The sequence below is a fragment of the Epilithonimonas sp. 33E genome, from assembly GCF_059372615.1.
This window is the reverse complement of the sequence record NZ_CM182009.1, coordinates 437,786-460,907: the sequence shown is the minus strand read 5'-3', so window position 1 is coordinate 460,907 and position 23,122 is coordinate 437,786. Positions and strand designations below refer to the sequence as shown.

19 protein-coding genes are annotated in these 23,122 nt (G+C 34.2%); 4 read left to right on the top strand and 15 right to left on the bottom strand.

Annotated elements, in window-relative coordinates; all coding sequences use genetic code 11:
* Positions 1 to 4: 4 nt before the first annotated feature.
* From AC5P2S_RS02210 to AC5P2S_RS02145, 14 genes are all read right to left on the bottom strand, one after another.
* Positions 5 to 1,630 carry a type I restriction-modification system subunit M gene (locus tag AC5P2S_RS02210; protein ID WP_076783594.1) on the bottom strand — a complete coding sequence of 542 codons (1,626 nt, stop codon included), beginning with the start codon at positions 1,628 to 1,630 and terminating at the stop codon, positions 5 to 7.
* 2 nt (positions 1,631 to 1,632) lie between these two features.
* Positions 1,633 to 2,721, bottom strand: coding sequence for an AAA family ATPase (locus AC5P2S_RS02205; protein WP_494556067.1), 1,089 nt, complete (start codon positions 2,719 to 2,721; stop codon positions 1,633 to 1,635).
* A gap of 28 nt (positions 2,722 to 2,749) precedes the next feature.
* Complete coding sequence (locus AC5P2S_RS02200) at positions 2,750 to 5,722, bottom strand: type I restriction endonuclease subunit R (protein WP_260258220.1); 2,973 nt, start codon at positions 5,720 to 5,722, stop codon at positions 2,750 to 2,752.
* 260 nt (positions 5,723 to 5,982) lie between these two features.
* The gene (locus AC5P2S_RS02195; protein WP_078704772.1) at positions 5,983 to 6,579 is read right to left on the bottom strand and encodes a hypothetical protein; all 597 of its coding nucleotides are present in this window, start codon (positions 6,577 to 6,579) and stop codon (positions 5,983 to 5,985) included.
* A 5-nt stretch (positions 6,580 to 6,584) separates the two neighbouring features.
* Complete coding sequence (locus AC5P2S_RS02190; protein ID WP_078704773.1) at positions 6,585 to 7,502, bottom strand: relaxase/mobilization nuclease domain-containing protein; 918 nt, start codon at positions 7,500 to 7,502, stop codon at positions 6,585 to 6,587.
* Positions 7,499 to 7,945: a plasmid mobilization protein gene (locus AC5P2S_RS02185; RefSeq protein ID WP_078704774.1), complete on the bottom strand. Its 447-nt coding sequence runs from the start codon at positions 7,943 to 7,945 to the stop codon at positions 7,499 to 7,501. The genes AC5P2S_RS02190 and AC5P2S_RS02185 overlap by 4 nt, the downstream gene beginning before the upstream one ends.
* Before the next feature lie 122 nt (positions 7,946 to 8,067).
* Positions 8,068 to 8,955: a DUF8464 domain-containing protein gene (locus AC5P2S_RS02180; RefSeq protein ID WP_494556066.1), complete on the bottom strand. Its 888-nt coding sequence runs from the start codon at positions 8,953 to 8,955 to the stop codon at positions 8,068 to 8,070.
* Between the two features lie 249 nt (positions 8,956 to 9,204).
* Positions 9,205 to 10,374 carry a VapE domain-containing protein gene (locus AC5P2S_RS02175; RefSeq protein WP_494556065.1) on the bottom strand — a complete coding sequence of 390 codons (1,170 nt, stop codon included), beginning with the start codon at positions 10,372 to 10,374 and terminating at the stop codon, positions 9,205 to 9,207.
* Between the two features lie 5 nt (positions 10,375 to 10,379).
* A complete protein-coding gene (locus AC5P2S_RS02170; RefSeq protein ID WP_078704777.1) occupies positions 10,380 to 10,718 on the bottom strand; it encodes a helix-turn-helix domain-containing protein in 339 nt (112 codons plus the stop codon).
* Between the two features lie 130 nt (positions 10,719 to 10,848).
* Positions 10,849 to 11,676, bottom strand: a complete 828-nt coding sequence (locus AC5P2S_RS02165; protein WP_078704778.1) for a hypothetical protein — start codon at positions 11,674 to 11,676, stop codon at positions 10,849 to 10,851.
* Entirely contained in the window at positions 11,673 to 12,929 is a 1,257-nt protein-coding gene (locus AC5P2S_RS02160; RefSeq protein ID WP_494556064.1) for a tyrosine-type recombinase/integrase, read from the bottom strand. The genes AC5P2S_RS02165 and AC5P2S_RS02160 overlap by 4 nt, the downstream gene beginning before the upstream one ends.
* Complete coding sequence (locus tag AC5P2S_RS02155; RefSeq protein ID WP_076783604.1) at positions 12,926 to 13,492, bottom strand: helix-turn-helix domain-containing protein; 567 nt, start codon at positions 13,490 to 13,492, stop codon at positions 12,926 to 12,928. Before AC5P2S_RS02155 ends, AC5P2S_RS02160 begins: the two co-directional genes overlap by 4 nt.
* 227 nt (positions 13,493 to 13,719) lie before the next feature.
* Positions 13,720 to 15,612 carry a molecular chaperone DnaK gene (gene dnaK, locus AC5P2S_RS02150; RefSeq protein WP_494556063.1) on the bottom strand — a complete coding sequence of 631 codons (1,893 nt, stop codon included), beginning with the start codon at positions 15,610 to 15,612 and terminating at the stop codon, positions 13,720 to 13,722.
* A gap of 142 nt (positions 15,613 to 15,754) precedes the next feature.
* Positions 15,755 to 17,005, bottom strand: a complete 1,251-nt coding sequence (locus AC5P2S_RS02145; protein ID WP_494556062.1) for a T9SS type A sorting domain-containing protein — start codon at positions 17,003 to 17,005, stop codon at positions 15,755 to 15,757.
* Positions 17,006 to 17,241: 236 nt separating this feature from the next.
* Between AC5P2S_RS02145 and ppk1 the strand changes: the two genes are divergently transcribed.
* The 4 genes from ppk1 to AC5P2S_RS02125 all read left to right on the top strand — a co-directional run bounded on the left by ppk1 (position 17,242) and on the right by AC5P2S_RS02125 (position 22,412).
* Entirely contained in the window at positions 17,242 to 19,311 is a 2,070-nt protein-coding gene (gene ppk1, locus AC5P2S_RS02140) for a polyphosphate kinase 1 (protein ID WP_494556994.1), read from the top strand.
* A 40-nt stretch (positions 19,312 to 19,351) separates the two neighbouring features.
* Complete coding sequence (locus AC5P2S_RS02135) at positions 19,352 to 20,239, top strand: Ppx/GppA phosphatase family protein (RefSeq protein WP_494556061.1); 888 nt, start codon at positions 19,352 to 19,354, stop codon at positions 20,237 to 20,239.
* Positions 20,236 to 21,312, top strand: coding sequence for an acyltransferase family protein (locus tag AC5P2S_RS02130; protein WP_494556060.1), 1,077 nt, complete (start codon positions 20,236 to 20,238; stop codon positions 21,310 to 21,312). The genes AC5P2S_RS02135 and AC5P2S_RS02130 overlap by 4 nt, the downstream gene beginning before the upstream one ends.
* Positions 21,313 to 21,392: 80 nt before the next feature.
* Positions 21,393 to 22,412 (top strand): LLM class flavin-dependent oxidoreductase, encoded by a 1,020-nt coding sequence (locus AC5P2S_RS02125; protein WP_283416155.1) that lies wholly within the window; start codon positions 21,393 to 21,395, stop codon positions 22,410 to 22,412.
* 396 nt (positions 22,413 to 22,808) lie between these two features.
* Here AC5P2S_RS02125 and AC5P2S_RS02120 read toward each other — a convergent pair whose 3' ends face one another.
* Entirely contained in the window at positions 22,809 to 23,117 is a 309-nt protein-coding gene (locus tag AC5P2S_RS02120; protein ID WP_494556059.1) for a hypothetical protein, read from the bottom strand.
* Between the last annotated feature and the right edge of the window lie 5 nt (positions 23,118 to 23,122).

Below are 23,122 nucleotides of genomic sequence, written 5' to 3'. Positions count from 1 at the left end.
AAAATTAAAAAACAAGCCCCAATTCTTTAAAATATTTTTGAATTTCAATATCCAATTCTGCACGTTTCGCTTCTAAAGATTTGATTTCTTGCATTACAGTGTGAATATCAACAGGCTCTTCTTCAACCTGCGTGCTTACATATCGGGAAATATTAAGATTATATCCATTTTCTTCTATTTCACTTATTGGAACTCTACGAGAATAGCGTTCTTCTTCGTTTCTAAACTGATAGGTTTCTACAATTTTGTCTATATCATTTGGCTCGCCATTTTCACCTTCACGTAAACGATTTTGTCGTTTGTCTTTTTTATAACATTCGCTGGCATTGATGAATAGTACATCATCAAATCTTTTGCATTTTTTCAAAATCAAAATACAAACAGGAATACCCGTTGAGAAAAATAAATTTGAAGGCAATCCGATTACGGTATCTATATGGTTATCTCTTAATAATTTGGTTCGGATACGTTCCTCGGCACCACTTCGGAACAATACACCGTGTGGAAGAATAATTGCCATTGTTCCTTCGTTAGAAAGATAATGGAAACCGTGAATTAAAAAGGCAAAATCAGCAGCGGATTTAGGGGCTAAACCATAGCTTTTGAAACGAAAATCGTCAGCTAAACTGTCGTTTGGTTCCCACTTTAAGCTAAAAGGAGGATTGGCTACAATTCCGTCAAATTCAATTTTTTTCGCAGGATTCATTTCGTTCAACATATCCCAATCATTGGAAAGGGTATCACCATGGTGAATCTCAAATTCTGTGTCTTTTACCCCATGTAAGAGCATATTCATACGGGCAAGGTTATAGGTAGTGATATTTTTTTCCTGTCCGTATATTTTTCCAATATGCCCTCCGCTTTCTTTTAATTGTCTACGTACATTTAATAGTAAAGAACCTGAACCACAAGCGAAATCAAATACTTTATCTAATTTTTTCTTTTCTCCCAATGCGGGGTTCTGACTATCTAAAATTACAATTTTAGATAAAATGGTAGACATCTGTTGCGGAGTATAAAATTCGCCTGCCTTTTTTCCAGAACCAGCTGCAAACTGTCCGATAAGATATTCGTAAGCATCTCCTAAAATATCTGTATCAGTAGAAAAAACAGCAATTCCTTCTGCAATTTTCTGAATGATAGTACAAAGCTTTTTGTTTCTTTCAGGAGCTGTTTTACCCAATTTTTCGGAATTGAGATTGATTTCCGAAAATAATCCCTGAAACGCACTTTCAAACGATTCATTTTCGATATAGCGGAATCCTGCTTCCAGTGTTACTAGTAAATCACCGTTTTGTGTTCGGGCAAGTTCAGAAATGTTACTCCACAGATGTTCTGGTTTGATGACATAATGGATTTTCCGACGCATCTGCTTTTCGAAATCAAGTACATCTGCTTCGTTTGCTTTATACCAAATTTTTAAGGCAGTAGACTTATCTCCTTCTTTTAATTGGGGATAATCTTTCCCTAATTCTTTCTTTGCCGCTTCTTCATAATTATCAGACAGATAACGAAGGAATAAAAACGAAAGCATATAATCTCGGAAATCATCTGCGTTCATTGCTCCGCGTAGTTGATCGGCTATTTCCCAAAGGGTTTTACCCAATTGCTGTTGTTGCTTTAATGTCATGATTATTTTATTTCTTCATCGAGTACTTCCGGTAAATAAAATTCATATTTTACAAGAAACTCGTTTAATATATTTTTGAAAAGTTCTTTATTATCAACACCCATCTCTACTGGTTCATAAATAGAATATTTGCCATGGCTCAAAAGATTGAGGGCACGTGCATATAATACTTCATCATTTATACCATGTATACACTTAGAAAAATCGTCAAACCCAAAAAAAGTTGCTGTCTTTTCCAAAGTACTCCTTAACATATTAAAATGATAAGTGCTGATTTTATTTGATTCTGCAACACGCTTCAACTCACTCAAAAGAGCTACATGGTGAAAAAATGGAGTGTCATCAGTTGCTCTCAACGTATGTCCTTCTGTTCCATTTTTGTGTAGAAAATATCGTTTATGATTATTCTTTTTCAATTCATTACACATCACATTAAAAAAAAGATTATGATGAGAAGACAGAATCATTTTAACTTTACCAACTCCTTTTTTCAATATCTTAACTAAATCACTTGCTACAGCAATTGTATTATTATCATCTAAAGAAGAAATGGGGTCATCAATATAAATATATTTAACCCAATTGTAAGCTTCGTCACCATCTATAGTCAATTCACAAATTACCAGGAAAATACACCAAATGAAAATATTTTCCTCTCCACGAGATATTTTAATATTATCCTGAATAATATATTCTGGTTCTTCTGTGTTTGTTTTATATTTTGGATTTTTAATGTTTTTACTGAATACTACTTGCCATTTTTCATAATCAATTTTAAAATCAAAATCAACATACCGTTCTAAATAGACGAAAATTTTTTCTTCTAAAGCCAATTCTCTGAATCCATTAAAAAAATTTGACTTCGAATTTATTTTAAGAGTTCGCTCTTTATCATTATCCAAGTCATTATCCCAATAAAAAAGATCCTCGGTAAAAGCATTAAAATAAAGTGTATCAGCAGTTCCTTTTAGCTTTCCTTTATCCTTAAATTCCATCGAAATGCGAGTTTTTCCCGTACCATTATAAGCATATAGCAATACAAAGTCTACATTGTTTAAATCATCTCGTAATCTTGTTACCAGACCTGACATTGTTTTGTATTTATATATTTTCGGTTTATTACTCATAAGCTGCTAATCCGGATATTTCGAGACCTTGTGCTTGTTTCTTTAGAAGAGGAACCAAATCTTCCATCAATGAAAGCTCTTTTGTTCTACGTTCTTTCCAACTTAATTCCAACGGAGCTAAAAGGTCGGTCAATTTCTCTCCATCAAAAATCATCCGATTCAGTACTTGGTCTATAAAATCCTTTAATGTTGTTACAGGGACACTATGCTTATCTGCAATGGATAATAATTCTTTGTTGTTTTTTTCTATTTTAAAAATCTCATAACCATTTTTCAGTGTTTGTTCGTCTTGTCCGCTATTCCAGTCCAAGCCATTAATATATTCAGTCAAATCCTCTTGTTCTTCCATCATATTAGAGCTTGAAGTAAGCAGGTTGATGACTTGTAATTTTGTCATTTTTTGCTTAGTTGGTTTTTTCTGCATATTATCAGCAATCAATGACATTATGTAGTCATAATCAATCAATGTTGAAGCAAAAAGAACAAATTCAAAATCAAGTTGCTGTATATCATCGGGAGCATTACTACCTTCGTCTTGCTGTATTTTTTTGAACTGTTTAGCTGTTTCTATATATGAACTTTTGAAGGAACGCAAAGTATCTTCAGGCAAAATGGTTTCAATGATTTCTTTCTGCTCAATGTCTAAATCTGTATATTGGTCGAGCTGAGTTTTTAACCTTTGTACTTCTTTAAAATTTTTCACAAAGGCAATTTTAGCAGCATCTCCTCTCAAATTATATACTTCTTGGGGTTCACAAACCAAATTGTTTTTCGCCATAAAATCACCTAATTGTGCAACTGCCTCTTTATATTTTTCAATCACCACAGGAGCTGGCTCAACTAACCAGATTTCTTTGGCTTCTTCGTCAGATTTCTCACCAGAAAACAATGTTATAGCAGCATTTACAGCATCTTGCTGATGACGAAAATCCAAAATATTCCCATAGGGTTTAGTGTCATTAAGCACACGATTGGTTCGGGAAAATGCCTGAATCAATCCGTGATATTTCAGATTCTTATCCACGTACAAAGTGTTAAGGTATTTTGAATCAAATCCTGTAAGTAACATATCTACCACAATGGTAATGTCAATCTTATTTTTGTGTGGATAGTCCTTGTTGCTATACTTATGATCCTTTATGCGTGTTTGTACATTTTGATAATATGAATCAAATTCGTTGATATTGTGATTTGTACCATATTGAAGATTGTAGTCGTCAATGATTATTTTCAATGCCGCTTTCTTTTCGTCAGGATTTTGTTTATTATCTTCTTTTTCCTGTTCTAAATCTTCCTGAATTTGCTGAATATCCTTATTTCCTTCTGCCGGCGGAGAAAATACACAAGTAATATTAAGCGGTTCATAATCCTCATTCTCTGCTTTCTTCTTTTGCTGTATTTCTTTGAAAAGGCGATAATATTCTATAGCATTATTGATAGATGCAGTTGCAAGAACCGCATTGAATCTCCTGTTATTTGTTGCTACATCGTGTTTTTCTATAATAGCCTCTGCCACGGCTTGTTGGGCTAAGGTTTCGCCAGGTTTAAGCTGTACATTTCCTTGTCCTTTAAAATAATCGATATGAAAACGCAGTACATTTCTATCATCAATAGCGTGAGTAATTGTATATGCGTGTAGTTGTTTTTCAAAAATATCATCGGTTGTTTTATTGAAAGCCTGATCTCCTTCTCGAATGGTATAACTGGAATTATCAGGAAAAATAGGCGTTCCGGTAAATCCGAAGAGCTGTGCATTTGGGAAAAACTCTTTTATAGCCTTATGATTCTCTCCAAATTGTGATCGGTGACATTCATCAAAAATGAAAACCACACGTTTTTTACTCAAAGGCAGCAAACGTTCTTTATAATTTTTACGATTACTATCGTCTAATGCCAAACCTAATTTCTGTATAGTGGTAACAATTACTTTATCCGCATAATCGGTAGAAAGCAATCTATTCACAAGAGTTTCGGTATTGGTATTTTCTTCAACACTTCCTTCTTGAAATTTATTAAATTCTTCTCTAGTTTGTCTGTCCAAATCTTTACGATCGACTACAAATAAACATTTTTCAATATCAGGATTGTCTTTCAATAATGTGGAAGCCTTGAAAGATGTCAATGTTTTTCCACTTCCTGTTGTATGCCAAATATACCCGTTTCCACGATTTTGCTGAATACAGTCAACAATGGCTTTTACTGCATAAATTTGATATGGACGCATAATTAGCATTTTCTGCTCACTCTCTACAAGAACCATATACTTGCTGATTAATTCTCCCAGGGTACATTTAGGAAGGAACTTTTCAGCAAAAGAATCTATGTGGGTAATTTTCTTATTTTGTTCATCTGCATACTGATAGACAGGCAAAAATTGCTCATCAGCATTAAAACTAAAATGTTGATTTCTATTATTTGCAAAATAATAGGTATTTGTTTTATTACTTACAATGAATAATTGCACAAAACAAAGCAGAGAATTAGTGTATCCATTACCTGAATCATTTTTATAATCTACGATCTGTTGCATGGCTTTACGTGGCGAAATTTCCAATGTTTTCAATTCAACCTGAACTATGGGTATCCCATTAATGAGAACAATTACATCATATCGGTGATTACTGTTTTGCGTATTTATCCTCAACTGGTTGATGACCTCATATTCATTTTTACACCAATCTTTAATATTTACCAAAGTGTAATGCAAAGGAGTTCCGTCTTCACGTTGAAAATAGTTTCTTGCACGTAGCAATTTGGAAGCATTGAAAACATCAGGATTTATAATATCACTTTTCAAACGTTCAAATTCACTATCTGTTAATTTCACTCTGTTAAGAGTTTCAAATTTTTCCCGAAAATTTTTCTCTAAGGTATTTTTATCGTGTATGTCTTTCCGATATGTATATTTAAGATCTTCTAATTTTTTTATAAAGAGATCCTCAATTTGTGCTTCTTTGGTCATCATATTTCTTAGCGAAAATTAGTTTTTACAATAGTTATCAAAGATACCAATATTTATGTATAAAAGAGTTTGGATACTCAATGATTTTTCTATCTGCCTTTGAATTAGTTCTTCTATTTGTTTGAATTCTTGGTAATCTTTATCCTTCTTGTTTTCGTTCTCTCTTTCATAGAGAAAAACTCCTTCATAACATACAAAGACATTTAAATTACAACAGCTCGAAAAAAGTAGAAATATGAAAATCAACGACAAATTACAAATAATCATCTACTTTCAAACCCCTCTTTGAACCTAAGAAAATTCTCGGAATCTTTTGGGTTTTTCTGTATCCATTTATTCATTATAATCGTGTTGTGTTTGAGTAGTTCAAAATCGGCAGTTTTGTAGACATTTTTTCCTTGGTTTTTGATTTCGGTAAAGAGTTCTTCCCTAATTTCGGTTTTGGTTTTTATGCTTTCGGAATACCAGTTCTTAGCGAGTTTTCCAATTGAGAAAATTACAATAATTGAAAGCAACAAAATACCAAGGCTACCAAAAATTAAATATTTTACTCCTTTGGATTTCTTTTGAAAATCTTTCAAAAAATTTAATGAATCTTCAGAAAGCTCGGCTTCAATAGCTTTTGGTATTCTTTCTAAAAACTTCTCTCTTTCTTGAGTTTCCTTTTCTAGCAATCCTACTAATTTCAGATTTGTTGTGTTCAAGCCTCGCATCGTAGATTCTGTTTCTCCTTTTATAAACAATAAATCTTCGTAGAGAAACTCTATTTTTATTCCTTGTTCAATGTTTCTTTCGTTAGTTTCAATTACTTTATTTAGTAATTCCAAACCGTTGTCCTGATTGTTTTCTTTGTTTTCCATTTTGTTTAAAGTTTACGTTTCTTTTTTCTAAATAATTCTTCGTCTGGTGTTGTGAAAGTGGGTTTTAAAAATTCTTTTGAAAGATTTCCGATTTCATTCAAAAATGATGTTGCATTACTTTTTGTATCATTTTCAAACGATTGCGAATCCGAATTTTGAGATAACTCGCTTTTTGAAATTTCCTTTTCCTGATTAGTATTGAGAATATTTTTAATATCCGCAATTTTCAACTTATTCGTGATTTCAGATAATTTATAACCGGGGAAGTATTGGCGAGGTGTATCGAGATTGATGTCTTCATGACAAACAATTCGCATTCCTGAAACTCCAACCTTTACATTCTCTGAAAGTGTAATTCTGTAACCCAATTCATCCATTTTTACGGTGAGTTCATCAAAATTCTTTGCTGATTTGAGGCAGAATTTCAAATCGCTTAGCATTTGTTTTTTCTTTTCAATGCCAATTTCAACATCTGTTTTCAGGTTCATTTCTTTGCAAACTTCACGGACAGCTTTACCGAAATTTTCGCCTATTTTATGGGCTTTTATAGTATTGTTTCCGTGAATATCAATTCTGTTTACTACAAAATGAATGTGTTTTTGCTTCGTAGAAGAATGAATATCCAGTCGAATTTGGTTTTGTTGGGTTACACCAACTTTTTTCAATGCTTTTAAAGTTAACTTCACCAATTCTTCATTTGACAATTGATCTCCAATTGATTTTTCGGGCGAAATATATCCTGTGAACGCCCATTTCTTCACATTAGAATTTCTGTCAGCAATCGTTTTCATTTCCAAAAATTGTTTTTCAGGATTTTCATTGAGCAGATTTTGACTGAAAACCATTTCTGCTTTTCCTTTGTCGTTTCCATTATATTCCAAAGCGATTTTTGAGATTCTTCTTGTGGTTGCAGAATTATTCATTTTTGAATGTTTTTTTGATAGAGATAGTTTTTGATTAACCTCAAAACCAATTCTATTTCGGTCAAGATTTCTTTTTTATTTTCAAAAGCAGTCCATTCTGCATTTCTCAAAAGATTTCGGATTTTTATAAAATTGTCGCCATATTTTAGCAAAATTTCGTCCGTTTGAAATTCATTAATTTTTAACTCTTTTTCTGTAAAAATCAACCTCAAGTATTTTGAAAAAGTGAGCTTATATTTTTCCGATTCTTTTCTAATTTCTTCAAATTCTTTCTCTGTAAACCGTACCGAAATCACCTTAGAAAATTGTTCCGAAGTTTTCTTTTTTAGTCCCCCTTTTCTGCCCAATTCTTGGAAGTATTTTCGCTTTTTTTGTTCAGCATTTTTTTGTTCTTCCACTTTGGAAACCTGCTGAACAAACGTTTTCAAAAAACCATTTTCCATTTTTTTTTGTCTTTAATTATTGGTTTTAAAATCTGTTTTTGACGATAGGAAAAAACCAAAAAGCCGAAAGGTTTCAATCAGCGGATACGCTTATTGTAAACTTTGGGTACTTTTTGCACTCACTATCTGCCGAATTTTGGACGATGTTCTTCTTTAATTTCATTGTTCATCAAAAATGCATTCAAATCCTTGTGATTTTTGTAGAGCAAACGTTCGTCTGTGATGTTTTTATGAAAACTCATTAATTGTTCTGTTGCCAAATTTCCTGCTTTATCATTATCAAAATAGAGTTCAATTTTTGGATAGTTTTCGAGTTCAGTTTTGGCTTTGAAAAGCATAGAAACGGAGTTTAAAATCAGATAATCCGTAGGTTCTTTTTCGAGCAATTTTTCCAAAATTTTGAATGATAAGTAATCGGTGAATCCTTCAAAAATCCTCAGGGTTTCACTTCCGTTTTTAATCGTGGAAATATCTTTTTTTCCAAGACAAATTTTAATGAATGGATTTCTAATTTCATATCCTTCAGAATCATTTTGAAAAGCCAGTCCAAAATATTTTTTGTCATTCAGTAAATAATGAATTTCCTTGAGTTCTGATATTTGACTTTCCAGATTTCGGGATTTTAAATAGCTTAAAAGTGGAGAATTTTCTACATTTTTTATTTCCAAAATCTCATAATTGGGTTTTGATTTTTTATCAGAATTTTGTTCATTTTTCTTATTTTGATTCTTTTCAAAACTTGAAAATTTAAATTGCTTTAGATACTCCAATGCTTCGGAAACACTGCATTTTTTGATTTCTTGGACCAAAGAAACATTATCGTATTGCTTCCCAGTTCCAAAATCGAAAGCGGTATTTTTTCCAAAATTGACGATTACACTTGGTGTCCGTTCTTTTCGGTCAAAAGCAAAATAAAATGCTGATTTCAAATTTTCTTTGCTTGGGAAAAGAGAAAAATTATCCAAAATTTCCCGAATGTTGATATTTTCGTTTGCGGTTTTACAGTTCATTTTTTTATTGTTTTAAAGTTTTGTAATTTTTTTCAGAATCTTCTTACCTGTTTACCAAAGTCTTTGTTAAAAGCAGTTTCGGCTGAATTTTAGCAATTACCTTTCTTTACCTTATTACCTTTTAATGGTTAATTATTTAGGTAACTTAGGTAAGTTGTATTTTTAACATTACCTTATTGAAAAACCTTTATTGATAGTAGTTTTCAAAGATTTTAGGTAAGTTGGTAATTGAGGTAAGTCGTGTTTTTACTATTCGTTTTTTGATTCTTCGATTTTTCGTTTGATTAAGTAGCCATAGACTTGTCTTTTGGAATGTTTTATCCGTTCGTAATTTAATATCGTCAAAGCTTTTCCTATTTTTATAATGTTTAATCGAACTCCCAAAGCGTTGTTCATCGCCAACATAATATCTGTAGCGGTTAGGAAATCATTTTTATTTTCCGATTTTTCGAAATGGGTGATAATAATTTCCTGCTCTAAACCGACCTGCTTGTATTTTTCATTCCGTTTCTCGTTTTCCAAAATATCTTCGGCAGTGAGTTCCGGATTGTAATTTTTCCTTTCAAAAGCATTGAAATATGCTTGAGCCCAAACTTGATTGATATTGATTTCCTTTGAGTAATTGAAATTGATTTCCAACACTTCAAAAATTTGCCAGCGAACGCTTCCTGTTTCATCCGTCAGAAAATCAGAACGGTTGGTTGAACCACAAAACGAAGCGGTTCTGTGCATTAATGACGATTTTCTGTCATAAGGTAGTCTTGCATTAATGGTATTTTTGGAAATGAAAGATTTCAGCGTATTCACATCTATTTTTGACATGACGGATAGTTCATCTATGTTAATTATTAGTGATTTACAAAGCGAAATCAATCCGTCTTTATCAATTCCAATATCTTCGGTGTAATATTTTTCTAGTTCGGTTGGAATCAGGAATCTCAAAAAGCTGGTTTTTCCAGAATTTTGTTTGGTATTGAACAAAACCAAGCATTGTTTGTTGACGTAGCCTTTCTTCAATGAGCATAAAACTGCTCTTGTCAGCCATTTTTCAAAATGCTTTTGAAATGATTCATCGTCAGTCGTTGTTATGTGATTCGCTAATTTTTGAATGTGATTTTCGCCGTTCCATTTTGGTAGATTTTCAAAGTAATTTTGAATCGGATTGTATTTCTCTATCCAATGACTTTTCAGTAAAATTTCCAACTTATTCAACGTAATATTAATCCCGGATTGAATCAATTCAATAAACAGGGAATTGATATTCAATTCGTCCCAATCTTCGTTTTCCGTTCGGATTTCAAATTCCAAAGCAATTTCGTTGTATCGGACTTGATATTTGTGATTCAGATATTTAATCACTTTATCAAATACCGTAACAGAACCTGTTTCGGTTTGATACCGTTTTTGTGGCGAATGCATCAGAATTATTTTAGATTCTTATAATTCGCTCTCGCTTCGGCTTCTATCTCTTGAATGGTTTTCTTTTTACCTTTAGAAATCCAATCTAAAAGTTCCTCTTCAAAAAAATAGAGTTTCTTTCCGTTTTTGTAACAAGGGATTTTTCTTTCCCGAACAAGCGTATAAATAGTCGGTTTTGCTTTACCTATTATTTTACAAGCTTCGGAAATGTCAATAGGAATTTTTTTGGTAGGAACTGTAGAAACTTGTTTTTGCTCTACAATTGATTTGATTTCGGCAATTTCATTTGCCAAATGTGCGACTGCTCTTGGCAGGTTTTCAAAGTTGATTTCGTGCGCATCCATAAGTATCGTTTATGATTGTTATGGTGCAATGATAATTTATGTTCTGTGTATGTTTTTTGTATGATAAAGAATGTTTAAATCATACTGATATCATAGGAGGTTTATTAATCAATATTAATTGTATTTTCCTTTATTGAAGCAGGTTATCTTCAATTTTTATTAATCCTTCATTTTTTCTTGAAGTAAGTTGTTTTTCTATTGTTGGCAGCACCGTATCATTAAAAGTATAGGGGAATACTGTCTTTAAAAACTTCGCAACATCTTTTCTTTCATTTTTTCCCTTGTAATGATTCCAGACATTCCATCCGAAATGCTTTAAATCAATAGTACCAAGAACTTCTACCTTAATTGGATTTACATTCTCAATTTTACCATCCTTAAGGAAATTTACAAGATACGTGCAAAATCTAAGAATTTCTTCATCAGAAGCGTACGGTGCAAATTTTTGTTTTGTGTATTGGACAATAAAATCTAACTTTCCCTGAAGGATCTTTTCGTTGTCAGATTTCGCTTGAATTCTTATTTTTTCAATATCAGAAAGTTCAACTGGCTTTTCAGCTTCCAATAATGTATTTGAAATTTCATTTTCAACTTCAGAAGTTAGTTTTTCTTCTTCAATAATAGTTGGGAGATTTTGTAAAGGTTCTTCATTCAATTCTAATTTCTCAAAATTATCTATACTAACATCATTTGGAACAGCTTCTTGTTTTTCAACATTATTCTTATTATAAAATTTCTTTTTTATTTGTTTGAATATTTCTATAAGAGAAATCCCAAAAGTAACAAAAGCCAAATACAATAAAATAAATACGAAATTGATAACCCAAAAAATACTATTTGCAGTAAATTCATCAGCTCCTTTTTCAAGCACTATCAACCTTACTCCTAAACCTGTAATTACTCCACCAATAATAATAGCAAGATTTTGAATTAAAATATCTCGATAATCCTGTTTCATTTTCTATTTTTTGAGAGTGTTTTTAATTGAATAGCTTCAGCTGCTTTGTTTTTCTTTTCATCTATCACTTTTGCATAAACTTGAGTCGTTTTAACATTCGTGTGACCAAGCATTTTACTAACGGTATATATGTCCGTTCCATTGGATAATTGCAAAGTGGCAAACGTGTGACGAAAACAATGGAACGTAATATTTTTATTGATTCCTGCCTTTGCTACCCAATTTTTCAATGGACGATTAATCCAAGACGGATTCGTTAAATTCTCAAAAACTAGATCATTGGGAGATTTCGGTTCTCCACAAATCTCTAAAGCTTGCTGAGAAATCGGCATATATTCTACTCCTTTTGTCTTTTTTTGCGTGAAGTTGATTCGTGGCTGATTACCTTCAAAACTTATTTCATTCCACTTCAATTTCTGAATATCGGAATGACGTAAACCTGTCAATGCAGAAAAAAGAGCGGCACGTTTCAAAACATCATTTTCGCAAGGTGTTTCCACTAAAGAATTTAGTTCTTCGATAGTTAAATATTCTCTTCTTGTTTCCTGAGAAGGAATGCTTTTGATTTTTGCAGAAATATCTGTGGTAAAATAGCCATCAATAAAAGCTTGTTTTAATGCGGCTTTGAAAACAGAAAAATACGTGGAGGCTGTATTTTGCGAAAGTATTCCATCTTTGTTTCCTCCTCTTTTAGCGGTCAATAGAAACGATTTAAAATCCTCACAAAATTTAAAGTCAATTTGAGAAAACACTATCGTTTCTCCAGCAAAATCTTTCAAAAATTCGATTGATCTTTCCCAATTTATAATAATTGAAGTTGAACTGTTTTTATGTCGCTTCTTTACTACAGCTTCAAAATACTTGATAAAATTTTCCTGAGACTTTTCTTTCTGTTCCGCTTGAATAGTATCTAATTCACTATAAAGTTCAGCGTTGTCGTATTCTTTTTGCCGTAATTTCCTTATTGCATCGGCATACAACATCGTTTCAATATCATGATCACTCTTACAAATAATGATTCCATTATCATTTCTTTTTGGTTTGTAAGAAACAGAAGTTTCTGTAGTTCTTGCTACTCTTTTTTTATCAAAATCAACGGTTGTTACGCTTCTGTTGAGATATTCTCTAATTCGCTGAGGCGACTTCTTTCCGATAACCTGAACCGGATAACTTTCCAAGTAAATATACCATTCCTTTCTATCTTCTGCTTTTCGAAGGCGAACTGTGACCTTTGTTTTGGTTAATTCTTTCATCTGTTTGCGAATATTTTATCGATTTCATCTTTTGGAACGTAAACAAAACTGCCCACTTTTTTTGTCGGAATTTTGTTTCTCCTAATTACATTGTTTACAGTTCCAGGATCAGCATGAAATTTCTCACTGATTTCCGTAATCGTGTAGCAATTCCCAACTTCAAAATTAGGTTTTGATTTCTCTTCTTTTTTCGGTGGAAGTTCTACCGAAGTAAATAAAGCTTCCAAATCTGACCTTCTAATTCTAGTCAACCTTACACCTAAATTGACACTCGTTATCATTCCTCTTTTTATTAATCTATGCAAAGTATCTTTTGAAATTCCAAACATTATTGTTGCTTCAGCTACGGAAATAAATTCCCTTGTTTGAACTTCAGCAATTTTATTTGAGTATTTTTTAAGAAGAGTTTCCTTCTCTTTTTGTTTTTTTTCCAATTTTTTGCGTTCTTTTCCTGCTTTATTAGCACAAGAAACACTACAAAAACGAGTTGTAACTGTCTTTGCTTCAAATGATTTTGAGCAATGCTCACATACTCTCGGTATTTTTAATTTACTAAATCCCATTCTGAAATAACATCCTGAACATTGTCAGTTTTTTGAGTTCTGAAATAAAATAAGACGCATAAGACGCACATTACATCCAAATAACGCTCGGTACAAATATGATACAAAAATAGGATAAAAATCAATCAAAAACAAGCAAAATAAAAAATGATCAAAAAACAAAAACCGCTGCAAACATTACGTTTACAGCGGTTTAGTGATTATAAATAATTAATGTTAATCAATCATTACTTGACTTCTTCGAAGTCTGCATCCTGTACATCTTCACCTCCTGCATTTCCAGCATTCTGAGCTCCTGCATCTGCACCTTGAGCACCTTGTCCCGCTGCATACAACTCTTCTGAAGCTGCCATCCAAGCTGCATCTAAAGCTTCTGTTTTAGCTTTTACGTCGTCTGCATTTTTAGCTTCGAAAGCGGTTTTCAATTCTCCGTGAGCTGCTTCGATAGCTGCTTTTTTGTCCGCAGATAATTTCTCACCAAACTCTTTCAATTGTTTTTCAGTCTGGAAGATCAATCCGTCAGCTTTGTTGAAAATCTCAACTTCTTCTTTTCTCTTAGCATCTGCTGCAGAGTTTTCCTGAGCTTCTTTTTTCATTCTTTCGATTTCTTCATCAGAAAGACCTGAAGAAGCCTGGATTTTGATAGACTGCTCTTTACCGGTTCCTTTATCTTTAGCAGATACACTTAGGATACCATTCGCATCAATATCGAACGTTACTTCGATTTGAGGAACTCCTCTTGGCGCTGGTGGAATATCTGTAAGATCAAATCTACCAATCTCTTTGTTATCGTTGAACATTGGTCTTTCACCCTGTCCTACTCTGATGCTTACAGCCGGCTGGTTGTCAGAAGCTGTAGAGAATACTTCAGATTTTTTAGTTGGAATCGTAGTGTTCGCTTCAATTAATTTCGTGAAAACAGAACCCATCGTTTCGATACCTAAAGAAAGCGGAGTAACGTCAAGAAGCAATACATCTTTTACATCACCTGTTAAAACTCCTCCTTGGATAGCTGCACCAATTGCTACAACCTCATCCGGGTTAACTCCTTTTGAAGGTTTTTTACCGAAGAATTTTTCTACTTCTTCCTGGATGATCGGGATTCTTGTAGAACCACCTACCAAGATTACTTCGTCGATATCTGAAGTTGATAAACCTGCATCTTTCAAAGCTTTAGCAACCGGCTCCATAGATCTTCTTACCAAATCTGCAGATAATTGCTCGAATTTAGCTTTAGTTAAAGTCTTCACCAAGTGTTTAGGACCTGTAGCTGTAGCTGTGATGTATGGAAGGTTGATTTCCGTTTGTGGAGAAGAAGACAATTCAATCTTAGCTTTTTCAGCAGCTTCTTTCAATCTTTGAAGAGCAATCGCATCAGCTTTTAAATCTACTCCTTCTTCAGCTTTGAATTCGTCAGCCATCCAGTTGATGATCACATCATCAAAGTCATCCCCTCCTAAGTGAGTATCTCCGTTTGTAGACAATACTTCGAATACACCATCTCCTAGATCAAGGATAGAAATATCGAAAGTACCACCACCAAGGTCATACACAGCGATTTTCTGATCTTTATGATTTTTATCAAGACCGTAAGCTAATGCTGCAGCAGTAGGTTCGTTGATAATTCTTTCTACTTTAAGACCAGCAATTTCACCCGCTTCTTTAGTAGCCTGTCTCTGTGCATCGTTGAAGTATGCAGGAACAGTGATTACCGCTCTTGTTACTTCCTGACCAAGATAATCTTCAGCAGTTTTCTTCATTTTCTGAAGGATCATTGCAGAAATTTCCTGTGGAGTGTATTCTCTGTCGTCGATTTTTACTTTTACCGTATCGTTTGGTCCTGATACTACTTTATAAGGCACTCTTGAGATCTCAGAAGCATCATCTTTAAAGTGTGTTCCGATAAATCTTTTGATAGAATAAACAGTTTTTGTAGGGTTCGTTACCGCCTGTCTTTTTGCAGGATCTCCCACTTTTCTTTCGCCATCTTCTGTAAATGCTACAATAGACGGTGTTGTTCTTTTACCTTCTGCGTTAGGAATTACAACAGGGTCTTTACCCTCCATTACAGCAACACAAGAGTTGGTTGTTCCTAAGTCGATTCCAATTATTTTACTCATTTTATATGTTATTTTTTGTTATTAAAATTTATAATCACGAAATCTCAACATTTATACCACGGCAGTAATTGTGACAAATTGTCATCAATAAAAAAACTCCGCAATAGCGGAGTTGTTATAATAGGAGTTGGTTTTACTGTAACTAATTTTTGATAAATTTCATTGATTTTATGAAAGCTCCATTATCATAAGTTCTTACAAAATAAGTTCCTGCAGGAAGATTTTTCACATCAATTTTATCTGTTTCATTTTTAACAAAAGCTTTTTTTACTAGTTTTCCATCATTGCCAAAAATCTCAACTTCTGAAATCTTAACCAATGGTGAGGCAATGGATATATAATTGACCGCAGGATTTGGGAAAATATTGATTGAGTTTGATTTTTCTACTTCACCAACGGCCAAAAGAGAGCAAGCATTAGAATTCAGTAGGCTAGCTCTTGGACCCGCCATTGTGTTTTGGGCAATTGTTTTTTGACCATTGGTAAAAAACGCCATCTGACTATCCTGAACATAATCCATATAATTCATAAACATTGCTCCATTAGATGTACTTACGCAAGTATATTTATTAACATTACTAGGCTTATCAAAATGAGGATAATACGTTGCTGGTGTATCAGCACAGAAGTCATCCCAGCCTGTTTTTCCACAATTATTTTTATTTGGAGTTGTTCCGTAATCTTCAACAGATCCCCAAGGATGTTCTAATCCAAAATAATGTCCAATCTCGTGAGTTGCAGTTCTTCCTTTATTATAAGGAGAAGCAGCTGTACCGTTTGTTCCGAAACAGTAGTATCCAATACACAGTCCATCATATGCTTGTCCAGCAGCGTCTGGCAAATAAGCCCAGCCTAATAAATCAGTATCAGTGAAAGGACCTACCCATATATTAAGATATTTTGTAGTATCCCAGGCTTTTAACCCTGATGTTGTATAATACTTAGTATCAAAGTCAAAACCCGAAGCAACAGATTTTCTCTCTATTCCGGTTGTAGCATTTCCATTAGGGTCTTTAGTTGCCATACAGAACACCAATTCCATATCGGCTGCATTACCTTGGAAATAAGATGGCACCACCGTACCGAAATCTGCATTCATTTTTCTAAAATCATCATTCAATACTTTTAACTGAGAGGCAATCTGAGCATCAGAAACGTTTTGAGTAGAGTTTTTATAAATTACGTGTACTACAACAGGAATGGTAATAACCCCAGCCTTTCTGTTGACCTGAGATTTATTGTTGACTAAAAAATATTTTAAAGATGATCTGTTAGCCGCAGCTTCCGGATTGGCAGCAAAAAATTCTGCCATTTTTTTATCTGTCCCGCAAGTTCTCTGTCCATAAGCGTTTAGAAAAAGAGCACTTACCAATGTTAATAGAATTTTCTTCATAATTTTTAAATTTCCAATAAAAGGGAAGCAAATGTATTATTTTTTTTAAAACCGCAATAGAATTTTAATTAAAACTTAAAACAATTTCCATTTTTATTGATTCCGAAGCATTTACAGTCTATTTAAAAATTAATTGACATTTAAGAAACATACAAAATTGTCAAAACATTGTAGTTTGCGTCCCACAAATTATTCCAATGGATTTTATTAATTTTGAGATCATCAAAACCTCATCAATGCCACAACAATTCAATCCGCGCGATGTCACCTGGCTGGGCTTCAATGCCAGAGTTCTTCAGGAAGCAATGGATAAAAGCGTTCCGATACATCTCAGAATTCGTTTTCTTGGAATTTTCTCCAACAACCTGGATGAGTTTTTCCGTGTTAGAGTTGCCGGATTGAAACGTGCAATGGACTTCAAACAAAAGGTTCTTGCAGAATCTTTTTATGATGCGCCTTCAAAAATCCTTCAAAAAATCAATAAACTTGTAATTAATCAGCAGGAAGATTTTGACAGGACATGGAAAGATGTTCAGCGCGAAATGGCTAAGGAGAAAGTTTTCATTAAAGATTATAAGCATCTGACTACTAACCAGAAGGAATTTGTCATAAAATACTTCGATGAAGAAGTAGAATCTAATGTGATTCCGATATTGCTTCATGACAATAAGCCGATGCCTTATCTGAGGGAAAAAAGTCTTTTTATAGGTGTCGCCATGCGAAGAAAAGAATGGCAGTACGAAAGCCAATATGCCATCATAGAAGTTCCGGTAACGGCCAACGGAAGATTTGTCCTGCTGCCAACAGATGACAAAGAGCAGAAAGATGTAATGCTTCTGGAAGATGTGATTATTTACAATCTTCCGCACATTTTTTCCTATTTCGGATATGATGAATTCACAGCACATTGTTTTAAAGTGACCAAGGATGCAGAATTTGACCTCGACAATGACATCAAAACAACCTTGGCAGACAAAATCGAAAAAGGTGTCAAAAGCCGGCGAAAAGGAAAACCTACACGTTTTGTTTTCGACAAAGAAATGGATAAAGCGCTCTTGGAATTTCTTATCAAGAAATTAAATCTCACCAAAAGGGACAGTATCATTCCGGGGCAGAAGATTCACAACTTCAGGCATTTTATGGATTTTCCGGATGTATTCAAAGCTTACCAAAAACCTGTTGAAAGATCTTCTTTCATCCATCCGGAGTTTGCCAACAAACAGAGAGTGACAGACGTTATCATCAAGAAAGATGTTTTGCTGACTTTCCCTTACCATTCATATGATTCGGTTATCGATCTGTTGAGAGAATCCGCAATGGATCCGGATGTAAAATCGATCCAAATCACAGCTTATAGATTAGCCTCAAGTTCGAAAATCGTGAATGCACTGATTAATGCGGTCCGAAATGGCAAAGAAGTGACAGTAATGCTGGAACTGCGGGCAAGATTTGATGAAGAAAATAATCTTGAATGGAAAGAGAGACTGGAACTGGAAGGCGTCAAAGTACTTCTCGGGATTCCTAATAAAAAAGTACACGCCAAACTATGTGTCATCAAGAAAAGAGTAAACAACAGGACCATTCAATATGGCTTTGTGAGTACCGGCAACTTTAATGAAAAAACAGCCAAAATCTATGGAGATCATTTGCTGATGACTTCCAACAGGGTAATAATGGCAGACATCAATAAAGTGTTCAATGTTCTCAGCAAACCGAAAGCCGACCCAACTCCGGCTCTCAAAACCTGCAAAAGCCTGTTAGTCTGCCCACAGTTTATGAGAGAAAAAATCATTGCTCACATTGATAAAGAAATTGAAGAAGCCAAAGCCGGACGCAAAGCAGAAATGATTATCAAAGTTAATTCCCTGAGTGATAAAACTTTGATTTTGAAACTTTATGAAGCTGCTGAAGCTGGTGTTGACACCAAAATGATTGTCCGTGGAATCTACTGCGCCGTTAATCAGAAATATTTCAAGAAAAAAATCTACGCCATCAGTATTGTGGACGAGTATCTGGAGCACGCCAGAGTGATGTATTTTTACAACAAAGGTGCAGAAAATATGTACATCTCTTCAGCCGACTGGATGACAAGAAACCTGGATTACCGTATCGAAGCAGCAACACCCATTTTGCAGAAAAACCTGAAAAAGGAACTGAAGGAACTCCTCGAAATCCAGCTACAGGATAATGTGAAAGCCAGAATTCTTGATAAAAATATGAGAAATGAGTATGTAGAATCTGACAAGAAACAAAAAATCAGGTCGCAGATAGAAACCTATAATTATCTCAAAAGCCAGAAATATTAAGAATTTACTTTAAATTTATGCTTTAAATTCCCCTCAAGAAATGATAATTGCTGCTATAGATATCGGAAGTAATGCCGCCAGACTGCTGATCAATGAAGTAAAGCCATCCAACGGAAAAGCAGAATTCACTAAGCTGAATCTCCTGAGAATCCCTTTGAGACTAGGTTTTGACGTGTTCAGCAACGGTGAAATCGGCGCCGAACGAAAGCAAATGGTCATCAACACGATGAAGATCTTTAGCCAACTGATGACTATGTACAAAGTGGACCATTACCGCGCCTGTGCTACCAGCGCAATGCGCGACGCCAAAAACGGACAGGAAATCATCGACATTGTAAAACAAGAGGCCGATATCAATATAGAAATCATTTCTGGTGATGAAGAAGCAACTTTGATTTATGAGAACCACGTAGCAGAAGGATTAGATAAAGATTTTGCTTACCTGTATGTTGACGTAGGAGGCGGTTCTACAGAGCTCACGTTCTATGAGAACAACAAAATGAAGTATGAGCACTCTTTTAACATCGGAACCATCAGATTGCTCAACGGATTAGTTTCCCAAGAGATGTGGGAAGAGATGAAGAATGAGATCAAAGACAAAATCAAGAGCAAAAAGCCTGTCGTAGCTATTGGTTCCGGGGGAAACATCAATAAGATTTTCTCTCTGAGCAAAACCAAAGATGGCAAACCAATGCCTGTTTCCGTCATCAAAAAATACCTCAAAGAGATGCAAAATCTTTCGGTGGAAGAAAGAATGCATTGCTATCAATTTCGCGAAGACCGTGCCGATGTTATTGTACCAGCATTACAAATCTTTAACAATGTGATGACCTGGGCAGAAATCAAACACATCTATGTTCCGAAGATTTCTGTGGCAGACGGGTTGGTGAAAAGCATCTATTACAATCTGAAGAAAAAAAATAAATGAGTTTCCCAAAAGTAAGCAGGATACACTTTCATACATTCGACTCATTAAGATTCTTATCATTTTTATTGGTATTCCTATACCATTCTGCAATTCCTGAAAATAATTTTCTACACTATTTTTCGAAGGCTGGCGGAATCGGAGTATCGTTCTTTTTTGTTTTGAGTGGCTTCCTGATTACTTACATATTGATCCTAGAAAAAATTAACCATCAGAACAAGGTTCCCTTAAAGAAATTTTTTATACGAAGAATATTACGCATCTGGCCGCTATATTATTTGATGGTACTATTTGCATTTTGTACGCCTTTTATAATTTCTATGCTGAAGCTTCCTTATTCAGATGAAGGTTATTATCCGAATTGGTTTTTCACCCTTACCTTTATGGAGAATTACGTCATGATGTATAAAAATATGCTTCCTAATGTGTCGCCTATAAGTGTGATGTGGTCACTTTGTGTAGAAGAACATTTTTACGTTATCTGGGGGCTGATCTTTTATTTCATATCACTCAAAAATATTCCTAAATTAATTATTACCTGCATTATAATTTCCTTTGTTTTTAGAACAATATATAACAGTTACGGTATAGCTTGTGCGGATATACTGACCAATATACATTATTTTGCTTTTGGAGCTATACCTGCATATATTTTTACCTTTCATAAAGAAATAATCAGAAGCATCGAAAAAATCCCTGCGGTTTATAAATACATTTTTGCTATCGCTGTTCTTGCTTTTATCGCACTGATAAGCAATACTAATCTTATTCAGGATAAAAAGTTTATTCCTATTATTTTGGGGTTATTATTTTCTGTTTTAATCTTATCAACACTGGGTGAGAAAAATGTTTTCAAGATTTCAGATCAGAGTATTCTCGCCTGGCTAGGGAAATATACTTATGGACTATATCTCATACACATCATATGCATCCATTTTTTCAATAAAATAGGAATCAGCCTTAATCTGAACTGGATTATTATTATTCTTTTGTCCTTCGGATCCAGTGTAATCTTGTCATACTTATCGTATCACATTTTTGAAAAACAATTTCTAAAACTTAAAAAAACGATATAGTTTAGCGGTTCAAATTACCCTACATCAATGCCGGGCAAAATCCAAAAGTCTAAATTTGTATCTATAAAAATGAGATTATTATGGAATTAGGAATAGGGATGTTCGGAGATGTTTCTTTGGACAACAAAACCGGAAAATATAGAGATGCCAGCGTAAAACTTAACGAGATCCTTGAACAGGTAAAATTGATGGACCAGGTTGGTCTGGACGTTTTTGCGATGGGCGAGCATCACCGTGCAGATTATGCAGTTTCTTCTCCCGAGATTCTTCTGGCTGCCGCTGCAAGCATCACGAATAATATAAAACTAGCAAGTGGCGTAACAGTTCTAAGCTCATCGGAACCTGTAAAAGTCTATGAGGATTTCTCAATGATTGATCTGATTTCAAAAGGTAGAGCAGAGATTTTTGTGGGAAGAGGAAGCTTTATTGAGTCTTTTCCATTATATGGTTATGATCTGTCGGATTACAATCAGTTATTTGAAGAGAAATTAGATCTTTTACTGAAGATCAATAATGAAGAAAATGTCAGCTGGAGCGGCATCCTGAGAAGACCGATGGAAAACCAAACGGTTTACCCAAGAGCTTTCAACAACGGCGTGCTACCAATTTGGATTGCTGTTGGCGGAACTCCGGAATCTGTTTTGAGAGCTGCTAAATTAGGATTACCATTAATTGTCGCAATCATTGGCGGAATGCCGAGACAGTTCAAAAACCTCATCGAGTTTTACAAGCAGGAATATCTGAGAGCAGGACACGACGAGAGCAAAATGCAGATTGCCATCCACTCGCATACCTTCGTAAGTGATGATCAGAAAGATATTGATCAATACTTTTTCAATTACAAATCCCAGATGGACAGAATTGGCAGAACCCGAGGATGGGCACCTTACACCAAAGAGCAGTATGATGGCGGAAGAAGCAAAGACGGTGCATTATTCATTGGAAGTGCAGATGAAGTGGCAGAAAAAATCAATGAGGTGAAAGAACTGTTTGGATTGACAAGATTTATCGGGCATATGGATGTTGGGGATCCGGCACACGACGTGATGATGAATTCTATCGAATTATTCGGGGAAAAAGTAGCGCCAATAGTAAGATAAGTCAATAAGATTTTTTCAATTCAACCCTTTCAGAGTTTGAAACTCTAAAAGGGTTTTTTATTCTTTTTTTAAATGATTTTTTGACTTTGATTAGTCCGATGAACAGGACGTTTGAAGAGGTGGTCAAAAACGTCTTGATGTTTTCACTAAAACAACTTGATGTTTTGGTAAAAAGGTCTTGATGTTTTCGTTAAAACGTCTTGACTTTTTGATATTCATAAGGACGAAAATTACTCTCTCTGTAAGTCCGATGGGCAGACATTTGTAAAGGTAGTCAAAAACACACGTGTCTTTTCATTAAAACACACGTGTGTTTTTACTAAAACGTCCGTACCTTTTCAGAGAAGGATACGGACGTTTGTTATAATTGATGAAGTTTTATATTAATAATTACTTTCAATCAGTAAGATTTAATAAATTGTTTCCTGCAGACTCTACATAAATTTCATCAAAATCTACCGAATCCAATATACCAATTCCACCTTGCGGTTTCAATTCTACATTATTATCAAGAAAAATTCTAACATTAAAGTCTTCCATATTAGAAACTCCTTTTTCTTCATAATGCTTTTGGATAACTGTCTGGTACTTTTGATAATTATCATTTTTAATCAAATCTCCTCCAATCACTCCCATACTTTCATCTATAATAGTAAAGAAAACTTCTCCTATTTGCTTTTCATCAATATATAAATAGCCTTTCATTTTTT

Excerpts from the sequence above, each read along its gene's own strand:
- AC5P2S_RS02210 (WP_076783594.1), bottom strand. The coding sequence starts at position 1,630 with ATGACATTAAAGCAACAACAGCAATTGGGTAAAACCCTTTGGGAAATA.
- AC5P2S_RS02205 (WP_494556067.1), bottom strand. The coding sequence starts at position 2,721 with ATGTCAGGTCTGGTAACAAGATTACGAGATGATTTAAACAATGTAGAC.
- AC5P2S_RS02200 (WP_260258220.1), bottom strand. The coding sequence starts at position 5,722 with ATGATGACCAAAGAAGCACAAATTGAGGATCTCTTTATAAAAAAATTA.
- AC5P2S_RS02195 (WP_078704772.1), bottom strand. The coding sequence starts at position 6,579 with ATGGAAAACAAAGAAAACAATCAGGACAACGGTTTGGAATTACTAAAT.
- AC5P2S_RS02190 (WP_078704773.1), bottom strand. The coding sequence starts at position 7,502 with ATGAATAATTCTGCAACCACAAGAAGAATCTCAAAAATCGCTTTGGAA.
- AC5P2S_RS02185 (WP_078704774.1), bottom strand. The coding sequence starts at position 7,945 with ATGGAAAATGGTTTTTTGAAAACGTTTGTTCAGCAGGTTTCCAAAGTG.
- AC5P2S_RS02180 (WP_494556066.1), bottom strand. The coding sequence starts at position 8,955 with ATGAACTGTAAAACCGCAAACGAAAATATCAACATTCGGGAAATTTTG.
- AC5P2S_RS02175 (WP_494556065.1), bottom strand. The coding sequence starts at position 10,374 with ATGCATTCGCCACAAAAACGGTATCAAACCGAAACAGGTTCTGTTACG.
- AC5P2S_RS02170 (WP_078704777.1), bottom strand. The coding sequence starts at position 10,718 with ATGGATGCGCACGAAATCAACTTTGAAAACCTGCCAAGAGCAGTCGCA.
- AC5P2S_RS02165 (WP_078704778.1), bottom strand. The coding sequence starts at position 11,676 with ATGAAACAGGATTATCGAGATATTTTAATTCAAAATCTTGCTATTATT.
- AC5P2S_RS02160 (WP_494556064.1), bottom strand. The coding sequence starts at position 12,929 with ATGAAAGAATTAACCAAAACAAAGGTCACAGTTCGCCTTCGAAAAGCA.
- AC5P2S_RS02155 (WP_076783604.1), bottom strand. The coding sequence starts at position 13,492 with ATGGGATTTAGTAAATTAAAAATACCGAGAGTATGTGAGCATTGCTCA.
- dnaK (WP_494556063.1), bottom strand. The coding sequence starts at position 15,612 with ATGAGTAAAATAATTGGAATCGACTTAGGAACAACCAACTCTTGTGTT.
- AC5P2S_RS02145 (WP_494556062.1), bottom strand. The coding sequence starts at position 17,005 with ATGAAGAAAATTCTATTAACATTGGTAAGTGCTCTTTTTCTAAACGCT.
- ppk1 (WP_494556994.1), top strand. The coding sequence starts at position 17,242 with ATGCCACAACAATTCAATCCGCGCGATGTCACCTGGCTGGGCTTCAAT.
- AC5P2S_RS02135 (WP_494556061.1), top strand. The coding sequence starts at position 19,352 with ATGATAATTGCTGCTATAGATATCGGAAGTAATGCCGCCAGACTGCTG.
- AC5P2S_RS02130 (WP_494556060.1), top strand. The coding sequence starts at position 20,236 with ATGAGTTTCCCAAAAGTAAGCAGGATACACTTTCATACATTCGACTCA.
- AC5P2S_RS02125 (WP_283416155.1), top strand. The coding sequence starts at position 21,393 with ATGGAATTAGGAATAGGGATGTTCGGAGATGTTTCTTTGGACAACAAA.
- AC5P2S_RS02120 (WP_494556059.1), bottom strand. The coding sequence starts at position 23,117 with ATGAAAGGCTATTTATATATTGATGAAAAGCAAATAGGAGAAGTTTTC.